The following is a 23880-nucleotide window of genomic DNA, read 5'->3' as shown; positions in this document are numbered from 1 at the left end:
CGCTCCCGTCCATCACAGGCCCTCACGACGCGGAGCGCCGCGGCTGATGCGCATCCTCACGGCATCCGATCGGGCTCTTCTCGTCGAAGCGGCCGACCTCGACGAGGCCATGCGCCTCAATCTCGCCTGGGCGGACGTTGCGGGGATCGACGAGCTCATCCCCGCTGCCCGCACTGTCCTGGTGCGGTTCGACCCGCTGCGGATCTCGGCATCCGAGCTCGCGACAGTTCTCAGGACCACGCGCATCGACGCCGCCCACGTGCCGCACGTCCGGGACGTGACCATCCCGGTGCGCTACGACGGTGAAGACCTGGAGGACGTGTCGACTCTGCTCGGCGAGTCCGTCGAGGCGGTGATCGCCCGGCACCTCGCGGCCGAATGGCAGGTCGCGTTCTCCGGCTTCGCGCCCGGATTCGGATACGCGGTCTCGTCGGATCCGTTGTTCGACGTGCCCCGGCGTTCCTCGCCCCGCACGCGGGTTCCCGCGGGCTCCGTCGCCCTCGCGGGGCACTTCACCGGCGTGTACCCGAGGGAGAGTCCGGGCGGCTGGCAGCTGATCGGACACACGGATGCGGCGATGTGGGACATCGACCGCGATCCGCCGGCGCTCCTCTCGCCGGGCACGTCGGTGCGCTTCGAGCGGGCTGACCGGGAAGCCGTCGTGACGGGGAGTCGAACGTCGGAGACTGCGTTTCGTCTCGGTCGCTCCGCTCCCTCGCTCAACGACCAGAATGACAACCCGCGGTCGTTGAGCGAGGAGCGCCAGCGACGAGACGAAACGCTCTCCTCCGACGACCAGAATGACAACCCGCGGTCGTTGAGCGACACTCCGAGCGCGACGTCAGCCCCGCGCATCGAGATCGTCCGCCCCTCGCTGCAGCTGCTCGTGCAGGACCTCGGCCGCCCGGGGCACGCGGCTCTCGGCGTCTCGGCATCCGGCGCGGCCGACCGCACCGCGGTCCGCGACGCGAATCACGCGGTGGGAAACGCCCCAGGGGCCGGCGTCCTGGAAAGCGTGGGCGGTGCGGTGCTCCGCTTCCACGGTGCGGACGTCGCCGCCGTCACCGGGGCGGTGGGGGAGATCACCCTCATCGACCGTGACGATGTGCGCCGCAGCATCCCGCACGGCGTGCCGTTCGCGCTCGCCGACGGCGACGAACTCCAGCTCGGGCATCCCGACCGTGGCCTGCGCTTCGTGATCGCGGTGCGCGGCGGGATCGTCGCCCCGCCCGCCCTCGGCAGTGTGTCCACCGATACGCTCGCCAGCCTCGGCCCGGAACCGTTGGCGGTCGGTGACGTCGTCGCCCTGGGCAACCCCCGTACCGCACCGCATCCGGTCGAGCCGCATCCGATCCCGCGTCGTCTGCCCGCGTCGGGGGAGACGGTCGAACTCGAGATCACGCGCGGTCCGCGCGACGACTGGTTCACCGAGCCCGCCCTGGATGCGCTCCTCGGCCAGGACTGGGAGGTGACTCCGCGCTCCGATCGCGTCGGAATCCGGCTGCATGGAAAAGTCCCGCTGGAGCGGGCCATCGCGGGCGAACTGCCCAGCGAAGGCGCTGTCACCGGCGCGATCCAGGTGCCGCCGGACGGTCAGCCGGTGCTGTTCCTGCCTGACCACCCGCTCACCGGTGGCTATCCGATCATCGGCGCACTCACCGATCGCAGTCTCGACCTCGCCGGGCAACTGCCGCCGGGCGTTCGCATCCGATTCGTCGCTGCGACCGGTGCCGAACCCGTCGCACACTCCGCAGAGGGAACATCATGAAGAAGATCCTGATCGCCAACCGCGGCGAGATCGCCGTCCGTGTCATCCGGGCGTGTGCGGAGGCGGGTCACCACTCGATCGCGGTGTACGCCGATCAGGATGCCGACGCGATGCACGTGCGTCTGGCCGACGAAGCCGCAGGGCTCGGCGGCACGACGGCCGCCACCACCTACCTCTCCGTCGAAGCGCTGCTGGATGCCGCGAAGCGGACGGGAGCGGATGCCGTGCACCCCGGCTACGGCTTCCTCTCCGAGAGTGCCGAGTTCGCTCGGGCGGTCGAGGACGCCGGACTCGTCTGGATCGGCCCGGCGCCGGCGAGCATCGAGGCCCTGGGTGACAAGATGACGGCGCGCCGCATCGCGCAGCGCGTCGGAGCGCCGCTCGCAGCCGGCACCGATCAGCCGCTCGCCGGCCCGGCTGAGGCGGTCGCCTTCGCCGAGCAGCACGGACTCCCGATCGCGATCAAGGCCGCGTTCGGTGGCGGCGGGCGCGGGCTGAAGGTCGTCCGCGAGCTGGCAGAGGTCGCCGAGGCCTTCGACGCGGCGACTCGTGAGGCGATCGCCGCGTTCGGCCGGGGCGAGTGCTTCGTGGAGAGGTTCCTGGAGAGCCCGCGTCACATCGAGGTGCAGGTGCTCGGCGACGGTCGCGGCACGGTGGTCGTCGTGGGCGACCGGGACTGCTCGATGCAGCGCCGCAATCAGAAGCTCATCGAAGAGGCCCCGGCTCCCGGCCTCACCGAAGAGCAGCGTTCTCTGATCCATCAGGCGTCGCGGGAGATCTGCGCCGAGGTGCAGTACCGCGGGGCGGGGACCGTCGAGTTCCTCCTCGCCGCGGATGGCACGATCTCCTTCCTCGAGGTGAACACCCGGCTCCAGGTGGAGCATCCGGTCACCGAAGAGGTCACCGGCGTCGACCTGGTGCGCGAGCAGTTCCGCATCGCGTTCGGCGAGGGGATGTCGCTCTCCACGACTCCGGCGCCCGTCGGGCACGCCTTCGAGTTCCGCATCAACGCCGAGGACCCTGGTCGCGGGTTCCTGCCGAGTCCCGGCCTCGTCGAGACGCTGCGCGTACCCGGCGGCCCCGGCGTGCGCTGGGACAGCGGCATCGAGGCGGGCGATGTCGTCCAGCCCGCCTTCGACTCGATGATCGCGAAGCTCATCGTGCACGCCGGCACGCGCGACGACGCCCTTGTGCGCGCACGCAGGGCGCTGCGGGAGCTCGCGGTCGAGGGCCCGGCGACCGTCATCCCGTTCGACAGGCTCGCACTCGACGAAGAGGCGTTCGCGACGGCGACCTTCGCCGTGCACACGCAGTGGATCGAGAGCACGCTGCTGCCCCGGCTCGAGCCTCAGCTGCGGCCCGCTCCGTTGGCGGATGCCGCGCTGCAGCGTTTCCCGGTCGAGATCGACGGTCGACGGGTGATGCTCGGCCTGCCGCTCACGCTGCTGGCGGGGTTCGGGCAGGGCGCGGCGGTCGGATCGGATGCCCCCGGCCCGGATCCGCGCGAGCTGCGTGCCCCGGCACCGGGAACGATCGTGCGCTGGCTCGTCGAGGAGGGCGCAGAAGTCGCCGAGGGAACCCCCATCGTCGTGATCGACGCGATGAAGATGGAGACCACGGTCGCCGCCCATCGAGCCGGCACCCTGTCGGCGCGCGCCGATGTCGGTTCCGCGGTCATGGCTGACGGACTGCTCGCCGTCATCCTCTGAATCCGCGCCCGGCGCCGCGCGTCAGCCGACGCCCAGCACCCGCAGCACATCGCCGCCGAAGAACGTGAACGCGGTCATCCCTGCGGAGAGCAGGAGCACTCCCGCGGTGCCGGCGATCGCGATCGCAGAGATGCCGCGACCGGCGAGCCGCTGACCGCGCAGTCCGACCGAGACCCCCGCATGGGCCGCGAGTGCACCCGCGCTGTCGTCGCGGTACAGCTCGGTGCGGGCGGCGAAGCGCCGGTGGAACTCTTCGGCGAGGACGAGCGCGGCCGTCATCGTTTCGGGGCGATCGAATCTCGTGCTGTTCGGCAGATACACGTAGAGCCGATCGGAGACGAGTTCGATCTCGGTGGCCGAGCCGAGGTCGAGCACCCGGGCCATCAGATCAGGGGTGAAGATGTAGAGCGCGTCCTGTTGATACCCCTGCGGGACGATGAGGCGGAAGATCTTCGCGAACTCCCCCTCGAGCTCCATTCGCGCGGCTCCTCGGCCGAGGCCCAGCGTCGGGATGATGCTGCGCTTCCGATTCGCCAGCACGATGTGCGGCACCGCGGTGGGCAGCGGCAGCTCGATGAAGGCGAACGGTCGCTGAATCGTCGCGGCTTCCTGGCCGCGCGCGATCGAGAAGTGCCTGCCGAGCTCGAACGGCATCCGCGGATCTTCGCACGCCACGACCGCTCGTTCCCGCCCGCGTGCGACGCGAGCGAACGCGGCGCCGGGGCGTCGAGTGCGCTCGAGGCTGTCGGCATAGGCCCAGCCGTTCTGCCACGCGAAGGCGGCGACCTTCACCCGGCGGCTCAGGTCGATGGCGTACCAGATGAAGCCGACGGCGGCGAGAAGCGGGTAGACGACGACGAATGCCCCGAGGACCGGGGCGACGGCGAGCACATCGTTGCGACCGAGCCACCAGAGCCCGGCGAGCATGGCCGCTGCGAACAGCAGCACCGCGATGAGGATGACGACGAAGCGCCGGTACAGCGGCGTGCCGCAGATGCGCTCGTACGCGAGGATGTCGCGGAATCCGGCGCTGCGTCGCAGCGGGTCCAGATCGACGGCTACCGGCTCCACGACAGCGTCGCCCACGGACCGTTGCGCTTCTCGGTGCCGGCCGCCTTGAAGTCCGACCAGCCGTCGCCGAACTTCTCGAACGACTTCTCGTCGACATCTCCGTCGCTCCAGTGCATGACACGGCCGGCGATGTAGCTGAGGCCGAAGTCCGCCCACGACGAGAAGGCTCCTCGGGACTCGCTGTTGATGCGGTGGATGATCGACCGCGCCTCGGCGACGTCACCGTGACCGAGGGCGACTCCCCAGGTGGTCATCGCGACGGCTTGCCCGATGGCGTAGCCGTCGAGGGTTTTCACGAAGAGGCCGGGGGTGACGATGTCCTTCCCGACGCGCTTGCGCACTTCCTGCTCGATGTACTCGATCGCCGTGACGAAGGAGCGGGCGTCGCGCTTGTCGCCGCCCTCCTCGACGATGGCGGCGAGCCATTCCTTCGCCTTCGGCGTGCGTCCCAGTCGCTCGGCCGCCGTCGCGCGCACGGCGAGGTAGAGGGTCCACATCTCGCGGCGGCGGCGCACCGTCGTCAAGCGCTCGATGTTCTCCAGCCAGTCCTCGCGGGTGGCCACGCCCCACTGGGCGACGAGGGCCGCTTTCTCGCGGTCACCGAGGTCGGAGGCCGTCGGATCGTTCCACGGACCGGATGGCATGTTGGTGATCTGCAGGAATCCGAGCGCGATCTCGTTGGCCTCGGTGTCGGTCGTCGAGTACTGCTCGGATGCCTTCACCTTGGCGTCCGGCAGGATCCACACCACGAGGAAGAACAGCACGACGACGCCGACGATCGCCCAGACCCACCACTGTCCGATGAGCCAGCCGATGATCGAGCCGAGGTCGTTGAGGTCGACGCGGGCAGAGGGGTGCATGGGCGCTCCTGAAGGGGGATCCGGTGCTCTTCATAGGCTGAATGAGCATTCAGCGATAAATCTATACGGCAGTGAGTGCGTTGCGGAAGTTCGGAGATCGGAACGATCGGATCCGGATGCTCTTGACGACGCATCCGGATCCCACAGCTGCTCCCGTTAAGCGGAGTCGCCGCCCAGCGGACCGACAGCCGGAATCGGGCCGCCGTCATCGGCGCCGCTCTTGCGCCACCGGGCGATCGCGTTGCCCAGGTGGTAGATGAGCAGAGCCGCGACCGTGCCGAGCACGATCGCGCCGAGCTGGAAGCTGCCCCAGCTCATCGCGAAGCCGGCGATCGCAATGACGAACGACACGGCCACCGTGTACTGGTTCACCGGGCGCGAGAAGTCGACGCGGTTGTCGACCCAGATCTTGATGCCGATGACGCCGATCAGGCCGTAGAGCGCCGTCGTGACGCCACCGAGAACACCGGCGGGGATCGTGTTGAAGATGACGCCGACCTTCGGCGAGAACGCGAGCAGGATCGCGACGACGCCGGCGACCCAGTACGCGGCGGTCGAGTAGACGCGAGTCGCCGCCATCACGCCGATGTTCTCGCCGTAGGTGGTCGTTCCCGACCCGCCGAAGCCACCCGCGAGAGTGGTCGCCAGGCCGTCGGCGAGGAGGGCGCGGCCGGTGTGCTTGTTGATCGACGGGTCGTTCGTCATGGTCGCGACGCCGCGCACGTGGCCGACGTTCTCGGCGATGAGCACCAGCACGACGGGCAGGAACATCGGCACCAGACCCCAGGCGACCGGATCGCCGACCGCGGCGAGGTGGAAGTCGGGCAGTCCGACCCAGGCCGCCTCGGCGACGCCGTCGAACTTCACCTGACCGGTGAAGAGCGCGACGATGTACCCGACGATGACGCCGAGGAAGATCGAGATGCGCCCGAGGAACCCGCGGAACAGCACGCTGAAGAGAACCACGGCTGCCAGCGTCACGGTCGCGAGCTCCGGCTGCTGCTGGAAGTTGTTCCATGCGGCCGGAGCGAGGTTGAAGCCGATCAGAGCGACGATGGACCCGGCCACCACCGGCGGCATGAGCCGGTCGATCCAGCCGGTGCCGACCGCCTGTACGAGGAATCCGACGAGTGCGAGCAGCACACCGGCGGCGACGACACCGAGGAGCGCCTGCGTGATCTGTTCGGCCGACTCGAGCGCCTGACCTGCATTGAGCGCCGTGATCGGGGCGATGAAGGCGAACGAGGAGCCGAGGTAGCTGGGCAGACGGTTGCGGGTCAGCAGCAGGAACAGCAAGGTCCCCAGGCCGGAGAACAGCAGTGTCGTCGAGACGGGGAACCCGGTGAGGATCGGAACCAGGAAGGTCGCGCCGAACATCGCGACGACGTGCTGCACGCCGATCGCGATCGTGGCGGGCCAGTTCAGACGCTCATCGGGTCGGACGACGGCACCGGGTTCGACGGTGCGACCGTCTCCGTGCAGGTTCCACAGCGGCATGCGTGCTCCTCAGGGTCAGGGTAGAACTGGGGAAACACTATCGGCTCGCCGTCGATGAGCTCGTGCGCCCGATCGCACGTGCGGACGGGGCCCGACGCCGGACGTCAGTCGAGGACGAAGGTGACCTCGAGCGTCACCTGCCACTCGGTGATCGCGCCGTCGCTGACGCCGACCTTGTGCTCTTTGACCCAGGCGCCGCTGACGTTGCGAAGAGTCTCGCTCGACCTCGCGATCCCGAGCCGGACGGCATCCTCGAAGCTCTCTGTCGAGCGGGCGGTGATGGTGGTAACGCGTGCAACGGACATGGCGATCCTCCTTGACGGCCTGTGGACCTCCCATGCAACGCGTGTTCCGCGGCATGCGCAAGAGGCAGCGCCGATCCTGTCGGAGAAGCGTCAGGCCCCCAGGCGGTCGATCAGCTCGCGGTATCGGTCTGCGGTGCGGGCGACGATGTCCTTCGGAAGCAGCGGCGGCTCGCCCTGCTTGTCCCAGTTGGCCGCCAGCCAGTCGCGGACGATCTGCTTGTCGAAGCTCGCCATGCGCTCGTTCGGAGTCGAGCCCGCACGCCAGGATTCGGCATCCCAGTACCGGGACGAGTCGCTCGTGAGCACCTCGTCGGCGAGGCGCAGCGTGCCGTCGGCATCCGTCCCGAACTCGAACTTCGTGTCGGCGAGGATCAGGCCCTTCTCCTCGGCGATGGCTGCGGCCCGCGCGTAGATCGCCAGCGACGTATCGCGCAGTTCGGCAGCGCGTTCGGCGCCGACCAGCTTGACCGTCTGCTCGAAGGTGATGTTCTCGTCGTGCTCGCCCATCGGGGCCTTGTACGCCGGGGTGAACAGCGGTTCCGGCAGTCGGTCGCCGTTCTGCAGCCCCGCCGGCAGCGGAATGCCGCACACGGTGCCGCTCTCCTGATACTCGGCCCACCCCGAGCCGGTGATGTACCCGCGCACCACGCATTCGATGGGCAGCATCTCGAGCGACTGCGCGAGCATGGCCCGGTCGGCCACGGACGCCGGGATCTCGCCCTCGGCGAGGTGATTGGGCACGTCGGAGAGCTGGGCGAACCACCAGCGGCTGAGACGCGTGAGCAGCGCGCCTTTCTCCGGGATACCCGGTGAGAGTACGAAATCGAAGGCGCTCACCCGATCGCTGGCGACGACGAGGATGCGGGTGTCCGCAGCATCCGCCGACGCGAACAGGTCGCGGACCTTGCCGGAGTAGATGTGCCGCCAGCCGGGGATGCTCTGTGCCGTGCCTTCAGAAGGAGTGCTCACCCTGCCATTATCGCGGTTCGGCCGGTGTCGCTCTGCGGTAGGGCGGATAGCGGGTGCGGACTGCGTCGACGAACATCCGGATGTCGTTGGGGCTGCCTACCCTGGAACGGTGTCCGACGACCTGCTCACCCCGCGCCTGCGGTTGTCTCGCCCGAGCCCCGCGGATCTGGATGCCGTTCACGCGATCAACGCGGATCCCAGAGTGTGGACGCACTTCCCGAGCCTGCGGCACAGGGAGCTCGCCACGACCGTGGCGATGATGGAGCGCTGGGAGCGCAGCTGGAACGAGGCCGGACTGGGATCGTCGGTGGTGCGGCTGCGGAGTACCGACGACGTGATCGGAAACGGCGGGTGCACGCTGCTGGGCGGCGAAGTGTGGAACGTGGGCTACCGGATCGCGGCCGATCATCACGGTCACGGCTATGCGACCGAGGTCGCCGGCGCCGCCATCGAGCGCGCACGGACGATTCGTCCCGACCGCCCGGTGATCGCCTTCCTCGTCGAGCACAATCACGCCTCCGCTCGAGTAGCCGAGAAGCTCGGGCTGCGTCTGGTGCACCGCGGGCCGGATGCAGGGAACCCTGACCCTTCGGTGATGCGGCTCGTCTACACCGACCGGGACCTGACCGCGGGGCAGCTTGCCGCGACGCTCCGGTAGCGACCCGATGCGGGAGCGATCCCTGGATGTCGTCCTGCGGTTCGCCGAGACCCACACTCGGCGCCGAGACCCCCGTCTGTGAGCGTGGGTCTCGGCGGCAGGTGTGGGGCTCGATATCGCCTGCGCAGGCAGGGGAGGGATGCCGTCCGCATGTCGGATCCCGGGTGTAGCGTTGCGCCGTGACTTCCCCTGAGCGCACCACGACCGGTTCGATCCTGCAACCGCGCAGCCCCTGGCCGGCGCTCTGGGCGATGGTGATCGGCTTCTTCATGATCCTCGTCGACACGACGATCGTGTCGGTGGCGAACCCGGCGATCAAGGCCGCACTCGATCCGGACACGAACAATCTCGACAACGTCGTCTGGGTCACCAGCGCCTATCTGCTCGCCTATGCGGTGCCGCTGCTGATCACCGGGCGGCTCGGCGACCGCTTCGGGCCGAAGAACATCTACCTGATCGGCCTCGCCGTCTTCACGCTCGCGTCGCTGTGGTGCGGGCTGTCGACAACGCTCGAGGGCCTCATCATCGCGCGCGCGGCGCAGGGGCTTGGTGCGGCCTGCATGACCCCGCAGACGATGGCCGTGATCACCCGCACGTTCCCGCCCGACCGCCGAGGCGCAGCGATGGGACTGTGGGGCGGCACATCCGGCGTGGCGATGCTCGTCGGGCCGCTGGCCGGTGGATTGCTGGTCGACGCATTCGGGTGGGAGGCGATCTTCTTCGTGAACCTCCCCATCGGCATCCTCGGTTTCGTGCTCGCACTGTTGCTGGTGCCGAAGCTCGAGACGCATCCGCACCGCTTCGACATTCCCGGGGTCTTTCTCAGTGCGGTCGCGCTGTTCCTCATCGTCTTCGGGCTGCAGGAGGGCGAGGCTCACGACTGGGGCATGATCTGGGGGCCGATCTCGGTGTGGGGTCTCATCGCGGCGGGTGTCGTGGTACTCACGTTCTTCCTCTGGTACCAGGCGCGCACCAAGAACGAACCGCTGGTGCCGATGGCGCTGTTCCGCGACCGCAACTTCTCCTGGTCGAACGTCGCCATCGCGACCGTCGGCTTCACCGTGACGAGCATGTCGCTGCCGTTGATGTTCTTCCTGCAGCTGGCCCGGGGGCTCACGCCCACCGAGGCGGCGCTGCTGATGATCCCGATGGCCGTGGCCGCCGGCGTGCTCTCGCCGTTCGCCGGGAAGGTGCTCGATCGGATCGACCCTCGCATCATGCTCGTGCCCGGACTGCTGCTCGTCTCCGCCGCGCTGTTCCTGTTCGCCTTCCTGATGAACACCGAGGTCGATACCGCATGGCTGCTCGTGCCGTCGGCGATCCTCGGGATCGGGAACGCCGGAATGTGGGGGCCGCTGGCCACCACGGCGACACGCAACCTGCCTCGGCTCCAGGCCGGCGCCGGCGCCGGCATCTACAACACCACCAGGACCGTCGGCTCGGTGCTCGGTTCCGCCGCGATCGCCGCGTTCATGCAGAGCCGCATCGAGGCGAACCTTCCGGGCGCCGGAGATGCGCCGGGTGGCATGGGCGGCGGGTCGCTGCCGCCGGCGGTCGCCGCGCCGTTCGCCGATGCGATGGCGCAGACGATGCTCATGCCGGCGGTGCTCATCCTGTTCGGGGTCGTCGCGGTGCTCTTCCTGCGCGGCAAACCGTCTTCCGCGGTCGACCTCCGCTAGACGCCCGCGTCGTTTTGCGTTCGCCGCATCCGTCTGCTGGGCTGGACCGATGACGATCGCACTCATGCGCCCCACCACCGAACTGTTCGACAGCTGGTCTTCGGCCATGGCCGAGTTCGGCGAATCGCACATCGACGGCTCGGGGCTGACGGCTCCGGTGACGCCGGACCGGGCGACACTCGACGCGCTCATCGCCAAGGCCGCACTGTTCGCCGACCCGGACGCGGAGTTGCCTGAGGGGTTCGTGCGCGACGACATGTACTGGATCGTCGATGACCACGAGGTCATCGGCACGCTGTCGTTCCGGCACGCACTGAACGACTATCTCAGCGAGGTCGGCGGCCACATCGGCTACGCCGTCCGGGAATCCCGTCGTCGCCGGGGGTACGCATCCGCGGCGCTTGCGCTGAGCCTCGACCGTGCCAGGGAGGTCGGCCTCGAGCGCGTGCTGCTGACGTGCGATGACGACAACGTCGGTTCCTCTCGCACCATCGAGCGTGCCGGCGGCGTTCTGCAGGACGTCACCGACCAATCGGCGCGCGGGCACGCGCTGCTGCGTCGGTACTGGATCGAGCTGTAGCGGAAACGCGCTCACACGCTCCCCGACGCGGGCGACACGCCGTCGCCGGTTAGGGTTGATGGTCGACGACCATCGCGGTGACAGCATCTGTCGCCCATCCGATCCGAGGAGCATCCGTCGTGATCCGTAATCCCTCTCCCGTGTCCGCGCGTCTGCGCGCGCTCGGACGCACCGCCGGAGCGATGGCGCTCAGCGCGTTCGTCGCTGTCGGTGCGCTGCTCGGCGGGGCATCTGCCGCCGCCGCGGCCGATGGCACCGAGACCTATGTCATCGGCACCGACACGACGTTCGCGCCGTTCGAGTTCACCGACGAGAACGGCGACCTCGTCGGCATCGACATGGACCTGCTCCGCGCGATCGCCAAGGATCAGGGTTTCGAGGTCGAGATCCGTCAGCTCGGCTTCGACGCCGCGGTGCAGGCGCTCCAGGCGAACCAGGTCGATGCTGTCATGGCGGGCATGTCGATCACCGACGAGCGTGAGAAGACCTTCGACTTCAGCGAGCCGTATTTCACCAGCGGTATCCAGCTCGGAGTGCTCGAGTCCAGCGACATCCAGTCGCTCGACGACCTCGACGGCGAGGCGGTCGCAGTCAAGACGGGCACGCAGGGGCAGACCTTCGCGGAGGAGAACCAGGACGAGTACGGCTTCAAGGTCACCCCCTACTCCGACACGACCGACATGGTGGATGCCGTGAAGGCCGGCCAGGCGGTTGGCTACTTCGAGGACTTCCCGGTGCTGGCCTATGGCATCCAGCAGGGCTCCGGGTTCCGCCTGGTCGGCGAACCAGAGCTCGGCGGCGAGTACGGCTTCGCGGTCAACAAGGGGATGAACCCCGAGCTGGTCGAGATGTTCAACGCGGGCCTCGCGAACCTGCAGGAGTCCGGCGAGTACGACGAGATCGTCGACACGTATCTCGCGGGCGGGGAGAAGTCGACGCAGGCGACCGACATCATCTCGGTCGCCGTGCAGTACTGGCCCGCTCTCATGCAGGGTCTCTGGCTGACGATCCTCGCGACGCTCGTCGCCCTCGTCGCCGCCTTCATCCTCGGACTGGTGTTCGGCTTCGGCCGCATCTCGAAGTTCGCCCCCTTCCGTTGGCTCGCGACCGCCTATGTCTTCGTCTTCCGCGGCACACCGATCCTCGTGCAGGCGTTCTTCGTGTTCTTCGCCATCCCGCAGTTGTTCCCTGGGCTCACGTTCAACCCGTTCGTCGCGGGCGCGATCACGCTCTCGCTGAACACCGGTGCCTACATGACCGAGATCATCCGCGGCGGCATCCAGGCCGTCGATCCCGGCCAGGCGGAGGCGTCGCGCTCGCTCGGGCTCGGGCACTGGAAGACGATGCAGAAGGTCGTGCTGCCGCAGGCGTTCCGCATCATGATCCCGTCGTTCGTGAACCAGGGCATCATCACCCTCAAGGACACGTCGCTGATCAGTGTGATCGGGCTCGCGGAGCTGACGTTCGTGTCCCGCCAGATCATCGCCTCGACGTACCTGTCAGCGCAGGTGCTGACGATCGTCGCCATCATCTACTTCGTCGTGATCACGCTTCTCACGCTGCTCGCGAACCGCCTGGAGAGGAAGTTCAACGCATGAGCAAGATCAAGGTCACAGACCTGCACAAGTCCTTCGGCGACAACCACGTGCTCAAGGGCATCGACCTCACGGTCGAAGACGGTGAGGTCGTCGCCGTCATCGGGCCGTCAGGATCGGGCAAATCCACCCTGCTGCGCTGCCTCAACAAGCTCGAGGAGCCCAGCTCCGGGCACGTCATCATCGACGGCGTCGACCTCACCGACCGGAGCGTGAAGCTCGACGAGGTGCGTCAGCGCATCGGCATGGTCTTCCAGCACTTCAACCTGTTCCCGCACATGACGGTGCTCGAGAACATCACCCTCGCGCCCATCGAGCTCGGAAAGCTCTCCAAGGCCGAGGCCCGCGAGCGCGCCCTCACGCTGCTCGCCCGTGTCGGTCTCGAGGAGAAGGCGGACGCGAAGCCGGCATCCCTCTCCGGTGGCCAGAAGCAGCGTGTGGCGATCGCCCGTGCCCTGGCGATGGATCCCGAGATCATGCTCTTCGACGAGGCGACGAGCGCGCTCGACCCCGAGATGGTCGGCGAGGTGCTGCAGGTGATCCGCGACCTCGCGTCCGGCGGCATGACCATGGTTCTGGTGACGCACGAGATGGGTTTCGCCCGCGAGGTCTCAGGTCGGACCGTGTTCATGGACGGCGGGGTCGTGGTCGAAGAGGCCACGCCAGCCGAGTTGTTCGGTGCCCCGAAGAACGAGCGCCTGAAGGACTTCCTCTCCAAGGTGCTCTGAGCCGCGGGACTGCTCCGGGCTACTCGGCGACGCGGGCGGCGATGTCGGTGCGGAAGTGCGAGCCCTCGAGCTCGATACGGCCGATCGCGTCGTAGGCGCGTTCGCGCGCGGTGCGGAAGTCGGATGCCACGGCGACGACGTTCAGCACACGACCGCCGGTCGCGACGAGCGAGCCGCCAGGAGCATCGGGGCCCGCGGTCGCGGCATGCACGATGCGGACGCCGTCGACGGCAGCGGCATCCGCCAGCCCTTCGATCGGGCGGCCGGTCTGCGGCGCCTCGGGGTATCCCTCGCTGGCGAGAACCACGGTGATCGCGACGTCGTCGCTGAAGACGGGGTCGGGCTGGTCTTCGAGGGTGCCGGATGCCGCGGCGAACAGCAGCTCTGACAGGGGTGTGACCAGGCGGGGAAGCACCACCTGCGTCTCGGGATCGCCGAAGCGCGCGTTGAACTCGATGACCCGCACCCCGGCAGGGGTGAGGATCAGTCCGGCGTACAGCAGACCGATGAACGGCGTGCCCTCGGCGTCCAATTGGCGGATGACCGGAAGCGCGACATCGCGCGTGATCTCGTCGACGAACTCCTGCTCGCTGCCGAACTGCTCGGCCAGCCAGGGCAGGGGGGAGTATGCGCCCATGCCGCCGGTGTTGGGACCGGCGTCGCCGTCGAGCGCTCGCTTGAAGTCCTGCGCCGGGCTGAGCGCCCGTACGGTGTCGCCGTCGCTGAGGAAGAAGAGCGACACCTCGGGGCCGGAGAGGAACTCCTCGATGAGCAGGGGCCCGGCCGGCAGATAATGCGCGGCATGCGCGAGCGCTTCGGCGCGGTCGGAGGTGACGATGACGCCCTTGCCGGCGGCGAGTCCGTCGGCCTTCACGACGTAGGGGGCGCCGAGGTCATCGAATGCAGCCTCGACTTCTGACGCGGTGGCGGCGCGCACGGCGCGTCCGGTCGGCACGCCGGCAGCATCCATCACCCGCTTCGCGAAGGACTTCGAGCCCTCCAGCTGCGCGGCGGCCTTGCCCGGACCGAAGACCGGGATGCCGTGGGCGCGCAGCGCGTCGGCGACGCCCGCCACGAGAGGCGCTTCGGGACCGATCACCACAAGGTCGACGGCGTGCTCGTTCGCGAACGCGGTCACCGCGCCGCCGTCGAGCGGGTCGACGTTGACGGGGGTGGCATCCTGCGCGATGCCGGCATTGCCGGGCGAGACGAGAATGTCGTGCTCAGCCTGCTCTGCTCGCAGGGCGAGGATGATCGCGTGCTCACGGGCACCGGAACCGAGGACAAGGATCTTCACCTGTACAGCCTACCGAGGGGGTCAGCCGGGGTTTCCGTCCATAACTCCGGAGAACGGGCGGCATATGACCCGGATTCGGGGCCAAGGCGCCCGCCGCGCGGTGTTTCTCCGGAGTTGTGGCACGCGCGGCCGCCGGTCACCGGTTCGCAATTCAGGAAACTTCGGGCATTCGAGCCCCATCCGGGCCGCGCTGCGTTGTGTCGGCCAGGTTCTTCCTGAGTTGTGAACGCGTCACGCCTCAGATCGGACGCTCATCCGCGACGTCCCAGGGCACGGTCCATCCCGCGGCCTCGAAGATGCCATCGAGCACCATCGCCGTGAAGCCCCAGACGATCGTGCCGTCGACGTCGAAGGCCGGGGCGCGAAAGGTGAGGTCGCCGTGCTGTCGTACCGAGGTGTGCCGCGTCGCCGGGTCGAGCAGCTGGGCCACCGGCACCCGGAACACGTCGACGGTTTCGGCGTGATCGACGGCTGCGACACGGGAGGGCATGCGCCACCATGCGAGCACGGGCGTCACCCGGTGGTTGCTGACCGCGAGCGGGATCACCGGAAGCGGCGTGAGCACCTCGACACCGGCCGGGTCGAGCCCGGTCTCCTCCTGAGCCTCGCGCAGGGCGGTGGCGATCGCGTCGGCATCGCCCGGATCGCGGCGCCCACCAGGGAACGACACCTGTCCCGGGTGCGAGGACAGGGTCGAGGCACGGCGCTGCAGCAGCACATCGAGATCTTTTGCCACCGCGGTGTCGGAGTGCGGGGCCGGGATGCCGTCCAGCACGCCGAACAGGATGAGCACGGCCGCGTCGTTGGCGGCATCCGTGTCAGCGAGCTGCGGAAACCGGCCCGTCCAGTCGTAGTCCGAGGTCGCGGCGAGCAACTGGGCGCGGGCCCCCTCGGGATGCGGCGTGCTCATGGTCCGAGCCTAATCCGCGCGGGGATGGACTGGTCCGGTGGCGGATCAGGATGCCGGAGGTAGGCTCGGCGGATCGACGGGACGCAGCACGCGGGAAGGGACGACCGACCGATGGCCAAGAGGATCGACACCGGCGAGGGACGAGCGGCGCTCGAAACGGTGCACCTCGCGGATGCTTCAGGAGCGAAGCCACCGCGAGCGGCGCTCGCGACCGCCGTCCGCTATCTTCTGCAGCTGCTCGACGAGAAGGCCCCGGGCAACAGCGTCGAGGTGCGCGTTCCTCCGTTCGGCGCGGTGCAGGTCATCCAGGGTCCCCGGCACACGCGCGGCACGCCGCCGAACGTGGTGGAGATGGATGCCGCGACCTGGATCGCCGTCGCGACAGGCTCCGAGCCCTGGGTCGACGCCGCAGCCTCGGGGCGCATCAGCGCCTCCGGCATCCGCGCCGACCTCAGCGACGTGCTGCCGCTGCGGCCGTAGTCCCGGGATTCGCCCCGCCGCGCCATCCGCCCGCCGCCGTCCGACCAGTTTGTCGGCTCGGGATCATGGATGCCGGCTCCGATCGGCCGATCTCGCCGACATTCCGCACTTCGAGCCGACAGTGTGATCCCGCGCGAGCGCACGCCGAGGTACCGTTACCGGCGAACGGTGGGACAATGGTTCCATGGCTCCCACCGATTCTCACCAGACCGTCGAAGTGACGGTGCGCCGTGTGCCGCGGTACGGCGTGTTCATGGGAATCGGCGTCGTGCTCGGCATCATCGCAGCCGGCATCATCACCCTGACGGGGAGTTACGAGCAGTCCGTCGCCCTCGATGTCGTCTACCCGCCGAGCCAGGTGTTCGGGTTCGCCCTGCTGTGGACGGTCCCGATCGGCCTCGCCCTCGGCGGGGTGGTCGCGCTGATCCTCGAGCGAGTGGCTCGCCGCCATGATCGCGTCGCCCTGGTCGACCGCGAGACGATCACCGAGTCCGACTGATCGGACTCACGCCAGCTCGGCGATGATCGGACGGATCGCCGCGTCGAAGGCGACGATGTCGCGACGCATGCCGTCGGTGACGGCCACGGTGAGCGCACCGATCCACCAGATGCCGCGTTGCGAGAACGGCAGCACCTGCACGTTCAGTTCGAACGAGTGGGCACGGCGCCCGATGTCGCGTTCGAATTCGGCGATCGCACTCGCGTAGGCACGGTACGAGTCGCCGCCGGGATGACTGATGCCGGCTCTGCCGCTCGTCGTGCTCCGAATCGAACGCACGTAGCGGTCGTGCGCTCCTCGTGCGAACTGCAGAGCGGATGCCGCATGCGGCGCGATCGCCGCCCGGAGCTCCTCTGCGCCCGTCGCGGGCAGGGCGACCAGCGTCTCGAAACCGTCGACGAGTTCGAGCGGCACGCCGGAGGGATGCGCGCGCGGTTCGACCGTCATGTCCCAGTACTCGCGCCATTGGGCCTCGACTTCAGGTGAGGCATCCGCCGCGTCCGGCGCGCGGACCGGCAGCTCACGAAGACTGGGCAGATCTTCCGGAAGGCGCACGCCGAGCGTCTGCCGGAGTGCGAGCGCGAGGAGCACAGGGACGCTCGCGTCCTCTCGGATCAGCCACTGCGGCTTGTCGGCCATGGCCCCATCGTAGGCGCGTCCGGACCTGGCGTTCGAGGATCTTTCGGCGGAGTGCCGCCCCCCGTGCGGGCGGTAGGCTTGACGGGTGGCAGACTCCCCCACTAACACGTACGCCGCAGCAGGTGTCGACACCGCTGCAGGCGATCTGGCCGTCGAGCTGATGAAGTCGTCCGTGCGCGCGACGCACGGCCCCGAAGTGCTCGGAGGCGTCGGCGGATTCGCCGGACTCTTCGACGCCAGTGCGCTTCTCGGCTATCGGCGCCCGTTGCTCGCCAGCAGCACCGACGGCGTCGGCACGAAGGTCGCGATCGCGCAGGCCATCGACAAGCACGACACCATCGGCCAGGATCTGGTCGGCATGGTCGTCGATGACATCGTCGTGGTGGGTGCGAAGCCCCTGTTCATGACCGACTACATCGCCTGCGGCAAGGTCGTGCCAGAACGCATCGCCGACATCGTCCGCGGCATCGCGCAGGCCTGCTCGGCGACGGGAACCGCCCTCGTCGGTGGTGAGACCGCCGAGCACCCCGGCCTCCTCGGGCCGCGTGACTACGACGTGGCGGGAGCTGCGACGGGCGTGGTCGAGGCCGACGCCATCCTCGGCGCGGATCGTGTGCGCGACGGCGACGCCGTCATCGCGGTCGCCTCCAGCGGTCTGCACTCCAACGGCTTCTCCCTCGTGCGCCACATCGTCACGCGCGCAGGTATCGGCTACGGCGACAACGCTGCCGATCTCGGCACGACCTGGGGCGAGGCGCTTCTCGAGCCCACGCGCCTCTACACGCTTCCCCTGCTGCGCCTGATCGAGACGCTCGGCGGCGGCGTCCACGCTCTCAGCCACGTCACCGGCGGCGGAATCGCGGCGAACCTCGCGCGCGTGCTCCCGCAGGGCAGCTGGGCCGAGGTCGACCGCAACTCCTGGTCGCCGAGCCCGGTGTTCCGGGTGCTCAGTGACATCGCCGGCTCCACTCTCGAGTCGGCCGAGGGCACCTGGAACCTCGGCATCGGCTTCCTCGCGGTCATCGCCGCAGACAAGAAGGATGCCGCGATCGCGGCGCTGTCCGCAGAGGGCATGCCTGCGTGGCAGGTCGGAACCGTGGGCTTCGGCGCGCGGCCGGCAGGAGAATTCGAACAGGGCGCCAAGGGCGTCGACGGCGGAGCGGTGCGCCTTGTCGGCGCGTACGCGGACGGAGCGAAATAACACCCCATGTGCGGCATCGTCGGAATGGTGGGGACAGCCCCGGTCAATCAGGACATCTACGACGCACTCCTGTTGCTGCAGCATCGCGGCCAGGATGCGACGGGCATCGCCACGGCAGAGCCGAACGGCATCATGCACAACGCCAAAGCGCAGGGGATGGTGCGGGAGGCGTTCCGCACCCGCGACATGCGTGCGCTTCTCGGCAATGTGGGCCTGGGCCATGTGCGCTACGCCACCAAGGGAACCGCCTCGAGCGAAGAGGAGATGCAGCCGTTCTACGTGAACGCGCCGTACGGCATCATCCTCATCCACAACGGCAACCTCACCAACACCCGTGAGCTCACCGCCGACATGGCACAGCGCGACCGTCGCCATCTGAACTCGTCGAGCGACACCGAGCTGCTGCTGAACGTCCTGGCCGGCGAACTGCAGTCGACGACCTCGGCCGTCGACCTCGAGCCCGAGCGCGTCTTCGAAGCCGTGGCGCGCACGCAGGAGCGCATCGAAGGCGCCTACGCGGTGATCGCGGTGATCGCCGGATACGGCCTGCTCGCGTTCCGCGATCCCTTCGGCATCCGCCCGCTCATCCTCGGTCACCGCATCGGACGCGACCAGGACGGCAACCCGAAGGGCGACGAGTGGGTCGTCGCGAGTGAGTCGCTCGTGCTGGAGAACGCCGACTACGAGGTCGTCCGCGAGATCGAGCCCGGCGAAGCGGTGTTCATCACCAGCGAGGGCGAGCTGCACAGCAAACAGTGCGCGACGGATCCGCGACTCACGCCCTGCGCGTTCGAGTACGTCTACCTCGCCCGCCCCGACTCGGTGATGAACGGCATCTCGGTCTACGAGTCGCGGCTGCGGATGGGCGACCGGCTCGCCGACACGATCGCCAAGCATGTGCCGATGGACAAGATCGACGTCGTCATGCCGATCCCCGACTCGTCGCGCCCCGCGGCGATGGAGGTCGCGCGCAAGCTCGGCATCGAGTACCGCGAAGGCTTCTACAAGAACCGCTACGTCGGACGAACCTTCATCATGCCCGGCCAGGCAGTGCGCAAGAAGAGCGTCCGTCAGAAGCTCAATGCGATGTCGACGGAGTTCCAGGGCAAGAACGTGCTGCTCATCGACGACTCGATCGTGCGCGGCACGACGAGCAAGCAGATCATCCAGATGGCACGGGATGCCGGGGCGATCTCGGTGACCTTCGCTTCGGCGGCGCCGCCGGTGCGGCATCCGCACGTCTACGGCATCAACATGCCGTCGCGTCACGAACTCATCGCGCATGGGCGCACCATCCCGGAGATCGCCGAGGAACTCGGCTGCGACCACCTCGTCTACCAGGAGGTCGACGACCTGAAGGCCGCGATCACCGAGGGGTCGGCGGTGACCGAGCTCGACATGAGTTGCTTCGACGGTCACTATGTCACCGGCACCGTCACCGACGAGTATCTGGCGTGGGTCGAGGGGTCGCAGACGTCATGACGTCGAGCACTCGGCCGCTGTGGCAGGGCCGGGCGCTCGCGCTGCTGGGCATCCTGCTGGTCGCGTTCTCGCTGCGGTCGGCCGTCGCCTCGTTGTCGCCCGTGGTCGATCACATCGATCGTGACTTCGCGCTTTCGTCGGTCGTCATCGGGCTGATCGGTGCGGCACCGCCGGTGTGCTTCGCGATCTTCGGGCTGATCACCCCGCTGCTCGAGCGTCGCTTCGGACTGGAACGGGTCGCCGTCGCGGCCATCGCCGTGATGGCCGCAGGTCTCCTGCTGCGCGGCTTCGCGGTCGATGCCACCACCCTGCTCGGTGCGACGGTGGTCGTGTTCGCGGGAGTCGGGTCGGGCAACGTGCTGCTGCCGCCGCTGGTCAAGAAGTACTTCCCCGACCGGCTCGGCGTCATGATGACGCTGTACTCCACCACGATGGCCGTCTCCACCTTCCTGCCGCCGATGCTCGCGGTCCCGGTGGCCGACACGCTGGGCTGGCGGGTATCACTGGGGATGTGGGGCGTCTGCGCCGCGCTCGCCCTGATCCCGTGGCTGACGCTGCTGGTGCAAGGAAAGGCCGACGTGGTGGTCGCCGCGCCCGTCGTCGAGGAGCCGGACCAGATCGCGCGCCCCTTCGCGCCGGATGCCGTCGAGGTCGCCACCGGACCGATTGCCGTCTCGCCGGCGAACCCGCGGATCTTCGGACGGCTCTGGCGGCTACCGCTGGCGTGGGCGCTCGCCATCGTCTTCGGCGCCTCCTCCACGACCGCGTACGTGTCGTTCGCATGGTTGCCGACCCTGCTGGTCGACGTCGGCGGCGTGACCCCGGCGACGGCCGGGTTCCTGCTCTCGTTGTTCGCGCTGGTCGCCCTTCCGTGCTCGATGGTCGTGCCGATCCTGGTGGTGCGCTTCCAGGCGACGCGGCCGCTCTTCTTCTTCGCGGCCGGCGCGGGACTCGTCGGTCTCGCGGGTCTGCTCTTCGTGCCGACCCTGGCGCTCGCTGTGTGGGTGATGATCTACGGACTGTCGGCGATCATGTTCCCGTTGAGTCTGGTGCTGCTGAGCATCCGCGCGCGCACCCCGGAGAGTGCTGTCGCACTGAGCGGGTTCGTGCAGAGCATCGGCTACGCGATCGCGGCGGTCTTCCCGCTGCTGATCGGCATGCTGCACGAGGTCACCGGTGGGTGGCAGGTGCCGTTGATCGTGATGGCCGGAGTGCTCATCGTCTCGCTGCCGGCCGGCTATATCGCCGGGCGCCGTCGCACGATCGAGGACGAGTGGGAACGCCGGCACGGTCGCTGGTGACCGGCTGATACGAAGAATCCCCCGCGCAAAGCGCGGGGGAGACCGAGGAATGAGTCGGCGGTTACGCCTTCTCGAGTTCGTCCTCGTCTTCGTCTTCGTATTGATCTGCCCACTTGTCGACGTACTCGTTCTCGTCGCTCGGATGCGCAAGCTCGCGCTCCAGCGCCGAGTAGTTCACCGACGGACTGTACGACTTGAGTTCGCGGGCGATCTTGGTGTGTTTCGCCTTCTGACGGCCACGGCCCATGCGCGACCCCCTTCACGAGTTGAGGTGCGGGCAAACTCGGGCCCGACGCATTCACGGCACCGGCGTGCGGCCGGTAAGAGTAGCATTCAGAATAGCACGCGCGTAAGGGCCTCTGGCCGCTGCCAGGCAGGTGAAGGGAACGATTCTCATGTCAGACAACACCTCCACTCCATCCGACGAAGCCGCACAGAACGTCGCATTGCAGAAAGCGGTGATCGTCGGGATGCAACCGGGCCAGGCCCGGCATGTGCTTGATGAGGCCGCCCGCTATGCCCGATTGCTGAACGCGCCGCTCATCGTCGTCCACGTCGACGTCACCCGTTTCGTCACCTACGAGGATCCAGACGGCTACGTGCACTCCGCGCCCATCGATCTCAACCTCGATGCGGGTGAGGCCGAGTTCGACGCTGTGCAGGCCGAAGCGGGGGAGATCCTCGACCGCACCGGCCTCACCTGGACGGCGCGGCAACTCGTCGGTGACCCGGCGCTGGCGATCAAGCAGCTCGCGGGTAAGGTCGATGCCCAGTTGATCGTCGTGGGCACGCGCAAGCGCGGTATCGGTGAATCGATCAGAGAGTTCTTCACCGGGTCCGTCGCGGCGCGCCTCGCGCATCGGCAGCATCGTTCGATTCTTGTGGTCCCGCTCGGCGAATCCGTGCCGGACGACCAGAAGGAGATCTGGCCGGAGTCCTAAGCCGGGCTCGCCCCGGTCGTTGAGCGCAGCGAGACGAAACGCGCCGTCCAGCGTATGACGCGGGATCGACGCGTTTCGTCTCGTCGCTGCGCTCCTCGCTCAACGACCAGGGGTTCGGGTTGCGCGGTCAGCGGCCCAGTGAGTTGAGCCCGACGGTGATGCCGCGGGCAGCGGTATCCAGGGCGCCCTCGAGGTCGGTGACGATGGATGCCGGCAGTTCGCCGCCCCGAGCGACATGCGTGCGCAGGTCGGTGCGCACCTGTGCACGGAAGGCATTGATCAGAGCATCCGCCCGGTGCAGCTCTTCGCGACTGGAAACCCGGGCGTCGCCCGCCGGTGTCCGCGGGCGGGCCTTCGCCGCGCTCCGCTCGTCGCGCTCGGCCGATGCGAGGTCGGCGCGGAGGCTCTTCATCGCGTCCTGCACGCTCTGGCGCACCTCATTGGCGATCAGCCGCACCGAGTCCGCGAGGCCGGACTCGATGCCGGCCAGGTCCCCTTCGCGGGAGGCGAGCTCTGCGCGACCGGCTTCCGTGATCGCATAGATCGTGGTGCGGCCGTCGACGGTCTTCGTCACCAGGCCCTCTTCCTCGAGCTTCGCGAGCCGCGGATAGATGGTGCCGGCGCTGGGCGTGTAGGTGCCGCCGGTGCGATCGGTGAGAGCCTGGATGATGCCGTACCCGTGCTGCGGCGCCTCGGCGAGCAGCGACAGCAGGTACAGGCGCAGATCGCCGTGCGAGAAGACTGCGGGGCTCATGATTCCCACTCCGCGTCGTCGGCGACGGATGCCGTGGCGCGGCGCAGTACGGTGATGGAACCCGACACCGAATTGGCGCGCACGTCGACGAAGCGTCCGGCGAGTTCTCCGGTCGAGCCCGTGTAGTTGCTCGGACCGGAGGAGTTGCGCTCGATCCCGTCGATCAGGATCCGGCCGCTCATCGAGCGCGCGACGTAATTCGCGGGCAGCGTCTCGTCGAGGCGGACGGTGCTGGATCCGGCGACCGTGTTCAGGTTGATCGTGTTCACGTCTCCCATGGCGTCCACCAGGGCGGCGCCGGAGACGGTGTCGATCGTCGCCTTGCGCACGGCGCCGGTGACAGCCACATCGCCGGAGACGCTGTTGGCGCTGAGCGAGCCGGTGAGGCCGCGCACCTGCACGTCGCCGGAGACCGAGTTCACCGTCAGATCGCCGATGAGCGTGTCGACGATGATGTCGCCGGAGACGGTGCTGAGGCGGGCGTCGTTGCTGATGCCGGAGACGAGCGCCCCCGCGCTGACGACGCCCAGGTTGAGGGCGATCGCGCGCGGAACGGCGACGCTCACCTCGGCGCGCGGTCCGCCCGAGCCGAAGTTGCGGAAGACCTCGAGGAAGTTGTCCCAGCCCAGCTGCGGGTGGTCGATCTCGACCTCGCCGCCGTGGGACTCCACGCGGAGGTCCTTGATGGTGACGCCGTGCACCTCGATGCGGATGCCCGGCTCGTCGTGGGCGATGATGTCGATCTGTCCGCCGACGAGGCCCACCTTGAGGCGCGTCACGGATTCGATGTCGATGACGCGTTCTTCGCCGGGGGCGATGAGCCACTTCTCGGTCATGTCCTTCTCCTGTGTCTGGGGATTCGCGATATATCGCGTGTCATCACAGTAACACGATATATCGCGAGTCTGTCAAGCCCTGTTCCGTTCAAAGAGCGCAAACGGCTGCATCCGCGGGCGA

At 68.4% G+C, this 23880-nt stretch carries 24 protein-coding genes; 13 read left to right on the top strand and 11 right to left on the bottom strand.

All coding sequences use genetic code 11. The annotated features are described in order from the left end of the window. Positions 1 to 46 precede the first annotated feature (46 nt). Together MRBLWO13_RS02630 and MRBLWO13_RS02625 are read left to right on the top strand one after the other, a co-directional pair. Positions 47 to 1768, top strand: a complete 1722-nt coding sequence (locus MRBLWO13_RS02630) for an urea amidolyase family protein (RefSeq protein ID WP_341976233.1) — start codon at positions 47 to 49, stop codon at positions 1766 to 1768. Next, on the top strand, positions 1765 to 3477 hold the full coding sequence (locus tag MRBLWO13_RS02625) for a biotin carboxylase N-terminal domain-containing protein (protein WP_341976232.1): 1713 nt from the start codon (positions 1765 to 1767) through the stop codon (positions 3475 to 3477). The genes MRBLWO13_RS02630 and MRBLWO13_RS02625 overlap by 4 nt, the downstream gene beginning before the upstream one ends. 21 nt (positions 3478 to 3498) lie before the next feature. On the opposite strand, the gene MRBLWO13_RS02620 is transcribed toward MRBLWO13_RS02625, so the two are convergent. The 5 genes from MRBLWO13_RS02620 to MRBLWO13_RS02600 form a co-directional block, all read right to left on the bottom strand. Further along, positions 3499 to 4563 carry a hypothetical protein gene (locus MRBLWO13_RS02620; RefSeq protein WP_341976231.1) on the bottom strand — a complete coding sequence of 355 codons (1065 nt, stop codon included), beginning with the start codon at positions 4561 to 4563 and terminating at the stop codon, positions 3499 to 3501. Beyond that, positions 4536 to 5408 (bottom strand): DUF1266 domain-containing protein, encoded by an 873-nt coding sequence (locus tag MRBLWO13_RS02615; protein ID WP_341976230.1) that lies wholly within the window; start codon positions 5406 to 5408, stop codon positions 4536 to 4538. Before MRBLWO13_RS02615 ends, MRBLWO13_RS02620 begins: the two co-directional genes overlap by 28 nt. A 156-nt stretch (positions 5409 to 5564) precedes the next feature. Beyond that, complete coding sequence (locus MRBLWO13_RS02610) at positions 5565 to 6905, bottom strand: solute carrier family 23 protein (protein WP_341976229.1); 1341 nt, start codon at positions 6903 to 6905, stop codon at positions 5565 to 5567. A 104-nt stretch (positions 6906 to 7009) separates the two neighbouring features. Next, a complete protein-coding gene (locus tag MRBLWO13_RS02605; RefSeq protein WP_341976228.1) occupies positions 7010 to 7210 on the bottom strand; it encodes a dodecin family protein in 201 nt (66 codons plus the stop codon). Between the two features lie 90 nt (positions 7211 to 7300). Further along, positions 7301 to 8179, bottom strand: a complete 879-nt coding sequence (locus MRBLWO13_RS02600) for a phosphoribosylaminoimidazolesuccinocarboxamide synthase (RefSeq protein ID WP_341976227.1) — start codon at positions 8177 to 8179, stop codon at positions 7301 to 7303. 109 nt (positions 8180 to 8288) lie between these two features. Here MRBLWO13_RS02600 and MRBLWO13_RS02595 point away from each other — a divergent pair, with 109 nt between their 5' ends. From MRBLWO13_RS02595 to MRBLWO13_RS02575, 5 genes are all read left to right on the top strand, one after another. Beyond that, positions 8289 to 8837 carry a GNAT family N-acetyltransferase gene (locus tag MRBLWO13_RS02595; RefSeq protein ID WP_341976226.1) on the top strand — a complete coding sequence of 183 codons (549 nt, stop codon included), beginning with the start codon at positions 8289 to 8291 and terminating at the stop codon, positions 8835 to 8837. A gap of 251 nt (positions 8838 to 9088) precedes the next feature. Beyond that, positions 9089 to 10516: a DHA2 family efflux MFS transporter permease subunit gene (locus tag MRBLWO13_RS02590; RefSeq protein ID WP_341978264.1), complete on the top strand. Its 1428-nt coding sequence runs from the start codon at positions 9089 to 9091 to the stop codon at positions 10514 to 10516. A 49-nt stretch (positions 10517 to 10565) separates the two neighbouring features. Then, a complete protein-coding gene (locus MRBLWO13_RS02585) occupies positions 10566 to 11096 on the top strand; it encodes a GNAT family N-acetyltransferase (RefSeq protein WP_341976225.1) in 531 nt (176 codons plus the stop codon). A 119-nt stretch (positions 11097 to 11215) separates the two neighbouring features. Beyond that, positions 11216 to 12694 carry an amino acid ABC transporter substrate-binding protein/permease gene (locus MRBLWO13_RS02580; RefSeq protein ID WP_341976224.1) on the top strand — a complete coding sequence of 493 codons (1479 nt, stop codon included), beginning with the start codon at positions 11216 to 11218 and terminating at the stop codon, positions 12692 to 12694. After that, positions 12691 to 13419, top strand: a complete 729-nt coding sequence (locus tag MRBLWO13_RS02575) for an amino acid ABC transporter ATP-binding protein (protein WP_341976223.1) — start codon at positions 12691 to 12693, stop codon at positions 13417 to 13419. The genes MRBLWO13_RS02580 and MRBLWO13_RS02575 overlap by 4 nt, the downstream gene beginning before the upstream one ends. Before the next feature lie 19 nt (positions 13420 to 13438). On the opposite strand, the gene purD is transcribed toward MRBLWO13_RS02575, so the two are convergent. Both purD and MRBLWO13_RS02565 read right to left on the bottom strand, forming a co-directional pair. Beyond that, positions 13439 to 14716 (bottom strand): phosphoribosylamine--glycine ligase, encoded by a 1278-nt coding sequence (gene purD / locus MRBLWO13_RS02570; RefSeq protein ID WP_341976222.1) that lies wholly within the window; start codon positions 14714 to 14716, stop codon positions 13439 to 13441. A gap of 238 nt (positions 14717 to 14954) precedes the next feature. Further along, the gene (locus tag MRBLWO13_RS02565; protein WP_341976221.1) at positions 14955 to 15626 is read right to left on the bottom strand and encodes a CoA pyrophosphatase; all 672 of its coding nucleotides are present in this window, start codon (positions 15624 to 15626) and stop codon (positions 14955 to 14957) included. Between the two features lie 111 nt (positions 15627 to 15737). Between MRBLWO13_RS02565 and MRBLWO13_RS02560 the strand changes: the two genes are divergently transcribed. Both MRBLWO13_RS02560 and MRBLWO13_RS02555 read left to right on the top strand, forming a co-directional pair. After that, positions 15738 to 16106, top strand: a complete 369-nt coding sequence (locus tag MRBLWO13_RS02560) for a sterol carrier family protein (protein WP_341976220.1) — start codon at positions 15738 to 15740, stop codon at positions 16104 to 16106. 184 nt (positions 16107 to 16290) lie between these two features. Next, positions 16291 to 16605, top strand: coding sequence for a potassium transporter Trk (locus MRBLWO13_RS02555; protein ID WP_341976219.1), 315 nt, complete (start codon positions 16291 to 16293; stop codon positions 16603 to 16605). A 6-nt stretch (positions 16606 to 16611) separates the two neighbouring features. On the opposite strand, the gene MRBLWO13_RS02550 is transcribed toward MRBLWO13_RS02555, so the two are convergent. Beyond that, a complete protein-coding gene (locus MRBLWO13_RS02550; protein WP_341976218.1) occupies positions 16612 to 17244 on the bottom strand; it encodes a zinc-binding alcohol dehydrogenase in 633 nt (210 codons plus the stop codon). 85 nt (positions 17245 to 17329) lie between these two features. Here MRBLWO13_RS02550 and purM point away from each other — a divergent pair, with 85 nt between their 5' ends. The 3 genes from purM to MRBLWO13_RS02535 are packed head-to-tail and all read left to right on the top strand — an operon-like array spanning position 17330 to position 21228. Continuing rightward, the gene (gene purM, locus MRBLWO13_RS02545) at positions 17330 to 18445 is read left to right on the top strand and encodes a phosphoribosylformylglycinamidine cyclo-ligase (RefSeq protein ID WP_341976217.1); all 1116 of its coding nucleotides are present in this window, start codon (positions 17330 to 17332) and stop codon (positions 18443 to 18445) included. Between the two features lie 6 nt (positions 18446 to 18451). After that, complete coding sequence (purF, locus tag MRBLWO13_RS02540; RefSeq protein WP_341976216.1) at positions 18452 to 19927, top strand: amidophosphoribosyltransferase; 1476 nt, start codon at positions 18452 to 18454, stop codon at positions 19925 to 19927. Continuing rightward, positions 19924 to 21228: an MFS transporter gene (locus tag MRBLWO13_RS02535; RefSeq protein ID WP_341976215.1), complete on the top strand. Its 1305-nt coding sequence runs from the start codon at positions 19924 to 19926 to the stop codon at positions 21226 to 21228. The genes purF and MRBLWO13_RS02535 overlap by 4 nt, the downstream gene beginning before the upstream one ends. A 61-nt stretch (positions 21229 to 21289) precedes the next feature. On the opposite strand, the gene MRBLWO13_RS02530 is transcribed toward MRBLWO13_RS02535, so the two are convergent. Next, positions 21290 to 21475, bottom strand: coding sequence for a DUF3073 domain-containing protein (locus tag MRBLWO13_RS02530; protein ID WP_102193934.1), 186 nt, complete (start codon positions 21473 to 21475; stop codon positions 21290 to 21292). Positions 21476 to 21623: 148 nt separating this feature from the next. Between MRBLWO13_RS02530 and MRBLWO13_RS02525 the strand changes: the two genes are divergently transcribed. Beyond that, the gene (locus MRBLWO13_RS02525; protein WP_341976214.1) at positions 21624 to 22169 is read left to right on the top strand and encodes a universal stress protein; all 546 of its coding nucleotides are present in this window, start codon (positions 21624 to 21626) and stop codon (positions 22167 to 22169) included. A gap of 127 nt (positions 22170 to 22296) precedes the next feature. On the opposite strand, the gene MRBLWO13_RS02520 is transcribed toward MRBLWO13_RS02525, so the two are convergent. Continuing rightward, entirely contained in the window at positions 22297 to 22923 is a 627-nt protein-coding gene (locus MRBLWO13_RS02520; RefSeq protein ID WP_341976213.1) for a PadR family transcriptional regulator, read from the bottom strand. Beyond that, the gene (locus MRBLWO13_RS02515) at positions 22920 to 23759 is read right to left on the bottom strand and encodes a DUF4097 family beta strand repeat-containing protein (protein ID WP_341976212.1); all 840 of its coding nucleotides are present in this window, start codon (positions 23757 to 23759) and stop codon (positions 22920 to 22922) included. Before MRBLWO13_RS02515 ends, MRBLWO13_RS02520 begins: the two co-directional genes overlap by 4 nt. Positions 23760 to 23880 lie beyond the last annotated feature (121 nt).

Source organism: Microbacterium sp. LWO13-1.2, assembly GCF_038397725.1.
In the GTDB taxonomy this organism is placed as follows: domain Bacteria; phylum Actinomycetota; class Actinomycetes; order Actinomycetales; family Microbacteriaceae; genus Microbacterium.
The sequence above is the reverse complement of the archived record's forward strand: the minus strand, read 5'-3'. Positions and strand labels throughout refer to the sequence as shown.